Genomic DNA, 8580 nt, shown 5'->3' on the forward strand with positions numbered 1-8580 from the left:
TACAAAAAAGAGAGCTGAGTAAAACATTTTTTTAAAAATGTTACTCAGCTTTTTTTATATTGCATGAAATATAACTTTATCTTTGTTCTTTGCCCAGATTAAGATGTTTAGGATGTCAGAATTTAATTCATTTGACATCTTTCTTTTTAAATCATCTATATCTTCAAATGAGATAGGAGAATACTTATAAAACTCACCAGAACTTAAAGTACAAAGTTCATGATTGTGTCTGTCTATAATTGTATATCCTGTTCCAGTCTTTTTCAACAGATCTATAATAGGATTTGTCTTCCAGATATAAAAGTAGAACTGCTCGCAAATCTCCTTATCCATGCTATATGGGTCTTCTGGATTGAAATATGTATCAATTATATATTCCATATCAAAATCTGGAAGAAACAGTTTATTATTTTTTTCTTCTTTCATAATATTTCTAACATTAGTAAATTCAAAATCAGATAGAATATAGTCAATATTTCTTTGTTTCCACTTTATAAAAGATATTGCATTTGAATGAACTGGGAGATATGGTAAAAACTCTTCCTTGACATTTTTGCATTTAGCAATTTCATGACTATATGCTTTTGGAGTATTTCTTATACTTGTCAAATCTGTTTCATCTGTGATTTTCATGATTTTTTTACTGATAACTTCTGCTTTTCTTCTTCTCATACTATTAAAAAAAGAAGGTGAGATATTTACAAGAAAAGTGTTATAATCATACTCTTTTCCCTTCTGATAAATCACTTCTATCAATTTTTTAGCCATTCCTTTTCCTTTAAAGATACCAGTACAAGCCAGGTTGCTTATATGAATTTCATTGTAGTTATCCAGTACTATAGCTCTTAGTGCAAACTCTCCCCTGTGAAAGTTGTTATTGTATTTCTCAGGAATTGGTTCAAGAGAAATTGCTATTATTGTATCATTTATAGGGTCATGTTTTACAATTCTATACTTATTTTCCAGTTTTGTTTCTAAGAAAGTTTCAATTTCTTTTTCAAGAATATCTTTAAAGTTATTAATCATGGCATATCTCCTTTAAAACATAAAAATATTATCATTGATAATTAAATGATACTATACATGATGTAGTATTGTCAAATAAGGATAGTATTATTTGTAAAATGTCATTTGTGTGAACGAAATTTTTATAATTATTTAATCTAAACTGTATATATAATCTACTCTTTTATAAAAAATAAGAAGTTGAAATATGTGAATATTCTTTATTATATTGCTTTTGCAAATTAAACATGTTATAATGAAAAATAAAACACAAAAAATTCTTTAATTTGTCACAAGTTGTCAATTTGAAATTAACTATTTTAAAATTAATATTGCATAATGTTTTTTTATAATACTAGGGGGAATTATGAACAATATAGATGAAGCAGAGAAAAGTGTTAAAAGATTTCTGAAAAAGTCCAAGAAATTAAGCTATTCAGTAGGGCTACTTATAGCATTTCTAATAAATGGAAACCTGGCTTATTCAGAAGAGATAAAAGTTGAACAGGAAATCGTTGAAACTGTACCAACAAGAGAACAGCTTGGAACTGATGTTAAAAGTGAAAAGGAAAGAGTTCAAAATTTGATTAATTTAACTGAAGATGGAATTAAGCATATAGATATGAATATTCTTCAACTTTTAGAGCAGGGAAAACAGGTAATAAAACCATGGGAGAGATCTTGGCAGTTAGGAGTAAACTGGTATCGTACAAGATCAAAAAATAAAAACAGAGATATAAACAAGTATTATCCATATAAAGGGATATTTATCAGAAGTAGTGACATATTACAAAGAGATATTTCACCTTTAAGCGCCAATTATGCAAGTATTATTAAAACTACAGAGAAGAATATTTCTACGACTCAAATGAAATATGGACTACCTACTGTTACAGAGTTTTATGAACCTATTAGAACAATTGTAAGATATGCTTCAATAGTACCTAAAACTGTGGATAATGTAGAAGTAAAGGTACCTAAAATAGAGATAACAAAGCCTGTAATGCCAGAATTTGTAATAAATACACCTGAAATAGCAGAAGTAAAACTGCCTAAGATAGAGCCTAAAGACAGAGTGGTAAATATAGTATCACCTAAAGCAGCTCCTTTTACTGATTTCTATTTTAATGGAAATAAGATTTCAGGAGGGCAATGGGCGATTTATGATAATCATAATTCACGGCATCATCCAGGGCGAGCAGTAATCTATTCGGGAATGGTTCGTGATGCGTGGAAGGATGGTTTAGATGAAAATGGAGATATACCAAAAGAGAAACGTGCTGCTGTAAATGGTGGAATATATTATTTTAAAGATATTAAAGGACGTGTAGAAGATATACCAAAAAATAAGAGACCAATAACAATAATTTATAGATATACTGGGAGTCATGCTGTGATAGATGGGCTTGAGTATAATGATGGAAAAGGTAATGATAAACTTGAACTACATATTCGTGGATATTTTGGTAAAGATAAGGATGGATATGAAGATATAGGTTCAGGTCACGATGGGGGAGAAACATATGCAGGACCTCAACGTCCTACTTTAGGAACAACTACATTTCATACTGCTGGATATGTAACTATAAAAGATATGGATGTAAATCTTTATGGACATGCTGCTTTTGCAACTAGTGAAGGGTGGCAAGCAGGAATTGTAGAGGGTGAAAAATCAACAGTCAATATGTATGGAACTGAAAATACGGTATTTTATGCAATGCCTTCCATAGTACTACTATATTTAAATTACGGTGCAGAGCGACCAGGAGCATTTAAAGGTGATACAAAGGTAAATATGTATGGTAAAAATAATAACGTATATTTGACAGTTGGATTTCAGCCACCTAAAGAATTTAAAAGTGATGGAGAAATAACAATGGATGGTGCTTCAAATATAGTATTAACTTCATATAGTTATTCTCCAGATTGGGGAAAGACACTATTTGGTAAAGGAAAACCCAGTGAGAATTACCACTCTTATATAAAAGTAAATGATGCAAAACTATATGGTGATGAAACAAAAGTCCTATTTTTTGGAGATAAGATGCCAGGCCCTATACCTAAATTATTTATTGAGGGTTCTGGTTATAATAATTATGCAGAAGCAGACCTTAATTCTTATCAAAAAGGTCCATATATTGGAATATACCAAGGTGAGATAGATGTAAAAGCTACAATTGGAGATAAGCTGTCTTCTGGAGATACAAGTGAGCAGACTAAATTAGGTCAATTACATGATGAAGATACTCGTAAAGAGTATACTCCTAAAACAGTTGATGGAGCTGTTGGAATTTTGGCTATTTCAGGTCAAAGACCTGGAATTATTCCAAGTGAACATTTAGGTTTGCCAATAAAGGGATATGCTGCGATTCCTGGTGGTCAAGGTAAAGGGGAAAAACTTAAAAGTTTTGATGATGATAAAATCCACAATCTTGAAGTGGGAAAAATTGATATACGTTTTGGTAAATATGCTAAAGATGCTATTATGATTGCTGCTCAAAAAGGTACAGCAGTTGATGTAGGATATAGTAGCAATAAGTATTTTATAACTAATTCAAGTTCAGAATTTACTGATGGAATAAATGGTAAAACTACTGCTGATAAGGATGCAGCTACTGGAACTATAATTACTTATGCAGAAGGAATATGGAAACAGGAAGATCACGAATTGGGAGCAAAACCTGTATCTCCTGGAAGTGATACTCCTATCACTCCTGAGGGCTTAGATGAATTAGAAGGAAAATCATCAGAGATAAATATTCATATACCTCTTACTGTTACTTCTAAAGAGGGAATAGCTTTTATGGGAGATAATAAAGGAATTGTAAATGCTATCTCTACTAAAAATAGTGATAATAATAGTTTTGATACTGTTGCAACTCAATATTCTTCAATAATTGGGTATGCAAGAAAAGGTGGAAAGGTAAATATCAAAGGAAATATCAAAGCAACAGATGATATGGTAACAGAGGCTGGAAAGAAATATAATAATATCGGTGGATATGCAAACTCTATGGAAAGTACTGAAGATACAGTTGTAAATATAGACGGAAAGGCTGTAATCAATGGTGTAGGAGCTCTTGCAGTAGGAGATAAAGCTGTGGTAAATCTTAATTCTCCAAACAATGAGATTGTAAATGGAGAAAATGGTGGACTTATTGCAACTAATGGTGGAACTGTTAATTTTGGCGGTGGAAAACTTATCCATGGAAAGGTACAGGGAGAACACACTACAACTCCATTCTATGCTGAAAATGGAGGTAAAATTAACTTTACTGGACATACAGTTATTGAGATGGAAAGAGGAATACTCATGAGTGCCCTTAAAGGTGACTATAGTGCAGGTGCGGGGTCTCAACTATACAATGGTATGTCGAATATAGATTTAAAATTTACTGGTAATGATGTAATTCTCGAAATACTTAAAGAAAAAAGCATTACATGGACTGGAAATGAAAATCTACTGGCGAATGTTAAGGACGAAATGAAGGTTAACTCTATCAATCCAGATGGTCATGACTACAAGACATACTTATTAGATGGAACTTTTAATTTTGCTAAAAGTATGAATCTAAGTGATCCAGCAGATGTAGGAGATTTTAAACACCTGGTACTTTCAAATGAAAAGATAGTTATTCCTAATGGAATGACAATCAGTTCAACTGATGGAACTGGACTTGCTATAGCCTCTCATGAAGATGTTACAACAAATGAAAATAACGGATATGAAAACAGTGGTGAGATAAATATCTTAGCTGGTACTTCAAATATGGGTACTGCACTAAGTGTAAACTTCGGAAATATCAATAATAAAAACCTTATCCAGGTGGATAGAGGTATAGGTGCATATGGAATAAATGGAAGTACAATTACAAATGATGCAAATGGTAAGATTAATATTACAGAGAGTGGTCAGGGAATAGTTGCTTTTGCAAGTGCAAGATCTAAGGCAAACCTTGAAGCTTCTAAGAAATTTGGAACAGATAAAAAACTTTCTGCAGGTCAATCTCTGGCTCGAAATGATCCAAATGAAAAGGTATTCACTGTAGTTAATAAAGGTGAAATCACTATAAACGGTGATGGATCTGTTGGTATCTATGCTAACAACAATGAAACTTTAGGATATACTCAGCTAAATAGAGAAGATGCAGAAATCACTAACAGTGGTAAGATAAATGTTAACAGTAATAACTCTTACGGAATAGTTGTTGAAGGAAAGGGTGCAAATATCAATCTTGCAGGAAGTGGAAGTGAGGATATTGTCCTTAATGGCAGTGGAGATATTGGTGTATTTGCTAAAAATTCTGATATAGTTCTAAATACAGATTATGGAATCAAACTTAATAACAACGGTGTTGGAATTTACCTTGATAAGGATAGTAAAGTAGTTGGAAATAAAACTCTTGAAATTAAATATGCAGGAGAAAATAATGGTCAAGGAATAGGAATATATATTGACGGCGGAAACAACCAGAACTTTGTAACTGATCTTAATATTAAATCTTCTGATACCAATGGAAATACAAGATTTATTGGTACATATGTAGATAACAAACTTGGAAGCAGTAATATTACAAATAATGGAAAAATTGAACTTCAAAGAGGATATGGAATTATATCTAATGAAGGAAATGTAACAAATACAGGTAAGATAGAGATTGCAAATCCACTTACAGGTAACTACTCTATAGGAATTTATGCAGCTAATGGAAGTGTAAATCACAGTGGAGATATCAAAGCTGGAGACAGATCAGTTGGTATCTATGGTGGAGAGATTGCATCTTCTGGGAATATTACTGTTGGAAAAGGTGGAGTAGGAATAATCTCTGATAAGAACAATCTGTCTTTAACTGGTGGTAAGATTAAAGTTGGAGAAAAGAAAGCTACTGGAGTTCTTGTAAGTGGATCTAATCAAAATGTCACAGCAGGAAATGGATTCAACCTTGAAATAGGAGATAACAGCTTTGGATTTGTAGACCAGGGAAGTGGAAATACTCTTAATATCTCAGCAGCTCCTGTAAATAATCTTGGAAATGAAACAATATTTATCTACTCAGCAGACAAAACAGGAAAAGTTAAAAACAATACAGATATTAAATCTACAGGAAACAACAACTATGGTATATACTCTGCTGGAGAAGTTGAAAATCGTGGAAATATAGATTTCTCAACAGGATACGGTAATGTTGGAATATATGTAAATGAAAATGCACAAGGTACAAACTATGGTAAGATTGCAGTTGGTAAAGCTGAAGAGTTAGTTATTCCAGGTACAGATAAAACTATAACTTATTATGGAATTGGAATGGCTGCAGGATTTACTAATGATAAAAATCCAGCCAGAGATCAGACAGGAACTATCATCAATAATGGAGAGATAAAAGTATCTGGAAAAGGTGGTATCGGAATGTATGGTACAGGAAGTGGTACTACTGTAGAAAATAGAAAAGATATTGTCCTTTCAGCTGATGGAACAACAGGAATTTATATAGACCATGGAGCTAATGGTATCAACAGCGGTACTATTAAAACTGCAGGTTCTGGACTTAAAGATATAGTTGGAGTAGTAGTTAAAGATGGTGCAGTATTTACAAATACAGCTACTGGTAAGATAATACTTGATGCACAGAGTGCTACTGGTATAGCTTCAAAAGGTGACCTTTTAGGTAAGAATCCTGGAATAATTAAAAACTATGGAGATATCATTATAACTGGAGTTGATTCTACTGACATTGAGGAGGCGTCTGCTGGAGATTCTCCTGTTAAGATAGCTGAATATGTAAAACTTCAGGTAAAGGATAATGTAATAAATATAGAAGTAGGCGGTAAGCCTGTAGAGCCTGTAGTAGTAACTGGAGAGGAAAAGGAATATCATGATATGGATATTTCAACTATCGGTATGTATATTGATACTAAGCTTACAAGATATACAAAACCTATAGTTGGATTAAGTGCTCTTAAAAAGGTTAAGAAAGCAGACTTAATAATAGGTGCTGAAGCTTCAGAAGATGTAAATGATAAACGTATTGTAGTGGAAGGTAAGAAACTTACTCCTTACAATGCTACTATTCAGGCTAACCCTCAAATTGAGAAATGGAGAGTATATTCAGGTTCACTTACTTGGATGGCTGACCTTACTCAAACAGAAGATAAAGGACTTTTAGAAAAAGTGGTAATGGTAAAAGTTCCATATACTAAGTTTGCAGGAGATAAAAATACATATAACTTCTTAGAAGGAATGGAACAAAGATATGGAGTTGAGGCTATAGGAAGTCGTGAAAAAACTTTGTTTAATAAAATTACAGCTATTGGTAAAAATGAAAAAGTGCTGTTTGATCAGGCTGTAGATGAGATGTTAGGTAGACAGTATATCAATACTGCAAAAAGAGTAATGTCAAGTCACAACAGCTTCTACAGAGAGTTTGATGATCTTATGAACTGGCAAACTAATACTAAAGATACTATGAAGGTTAAATTCTTTGGAGAACATAACAACGTAAATTCAAGAAAAGGAAAAGCTGTTGACTTCAAACGTGATGTTCAAGGTGTATTTGTACTTAATAACAATGAAACTGTAAGACTTGGAGAAAGCAGTGGAATGTTCTTAGGAATGGCTAATGAGCAGTTCAAATTTAAAGATATAGATGGATCTAAAGAGAAAGCAATTACAGGTCAGATTGGATATTATAAGTCAAATGCTTATGGATACAACAATGAATTTAACTGGACATGGAAAGCAGGACTTGAAGGTTCTTACAGAAAGATGGATAGAAGATATCTTGTAGTTGATGATATATTTAAAGCTAAATCTAAATATCACTCTTATGGAGTATTTTTAGATAACACATTAGGAGTTAACTATAGATTATCTGAGCACTTTACAGTTGAACCTTATGCAGGTGTAGATCTTGCAGGTGGAAGAATTAGTAAGATACATGAAAATAGTGGAGAGATGAGACTTGATGTTAAATCTAAAGACTATATAAGTGTATTACCAAATGCAGGAGTGGAAGTAAAATATGATACACCTCTTGAAACAAATAAACTTGTAGCATCTGTTGATGCTAATGTGTCAAGAGAGTTTGGAAACATAGACAAGGTTCAGATGAGAGCAAGAGTAAATAGAACTACTGCTGATTACTACAGACTTCCTAGAGAGAAGAGAGAAAAAATAGATGTAGGTGTAGTAGGAAGATTAGGAATAGAAAACGAAAGCTATGGAGCAGCAGTCAAAGTTGGATATTCAACAGTTGATAAAGCTCTTAATGGCGGAGTTGAATTAAGAGTTAAGTTTTAAACTTTATTCTCCTATAGAGAGTAAAATTTGAGAAAAATCATCTGTTTTTATTGAATCTCCTTATAAAATATGGTAGAATATCACATCAATTAAGATACGTTTTATGAAAGTTGCAGGAGCTCTAACCAGCGGAACAAAAGGTGAGAAGGTAACAAGGCAGCAATCTCTAAGCTGCTTATAAAAAAATGGGAAAATCTACAAAGCAGGAACTTCTATACCTGTTGAAAAAATGAGAAGGAGAAAGATACGATAAAAGCCATTGTTTAACGTAGCAATGG

The 8580-nt window shown here is 32.6% G+C and carries 2 protein-coding genes; one reads left to right on the forward strand and one right to left on the reverse strand.

What is annotated here, in order from left to right; all coding sequences use genetic code 11:
• Positions 1–54: 54 nt before the first annotated feature.
• Positions 55–1026: a hypothetical protein gene (locus IX290_RS10535; protein ID WP_211493148.1), complete on the reverse strand. Its 972-nt coding sequence runs from the start codon at positions 1024–1026 to the stop codon at positions 55–57.
• A gap of 346 nt (positions 1027–1372) precedes the next feature.
• Between IX290_RS10535 and IX290_RS10540 the strand changes: the two genes are divergently transcribed.
• Positions 1373–8302 (forward strand): autotransporter-associated N-terminal domain-containing protein, encoded by a 6930-nt coding sequence (locus tag IX290_RS10540; protein WP_211493149.1) that lies wholly within the window; start codon positions 1373–1375, stop codon positions 8300–8302.
• Positions 8303–8580 lie beyond the last annotated feature (278 nt).

It is taken from the genome of Fusobacterium sp. DD2 (assembly GCF_018205345.1).
In the GTDB taxonomy this organism is placed as follows: Bacteria; Fusobacteriota; Fusobacteriia; order Fusobacteriales; family Fusobacteriaceae; genus Fusobacterium_A.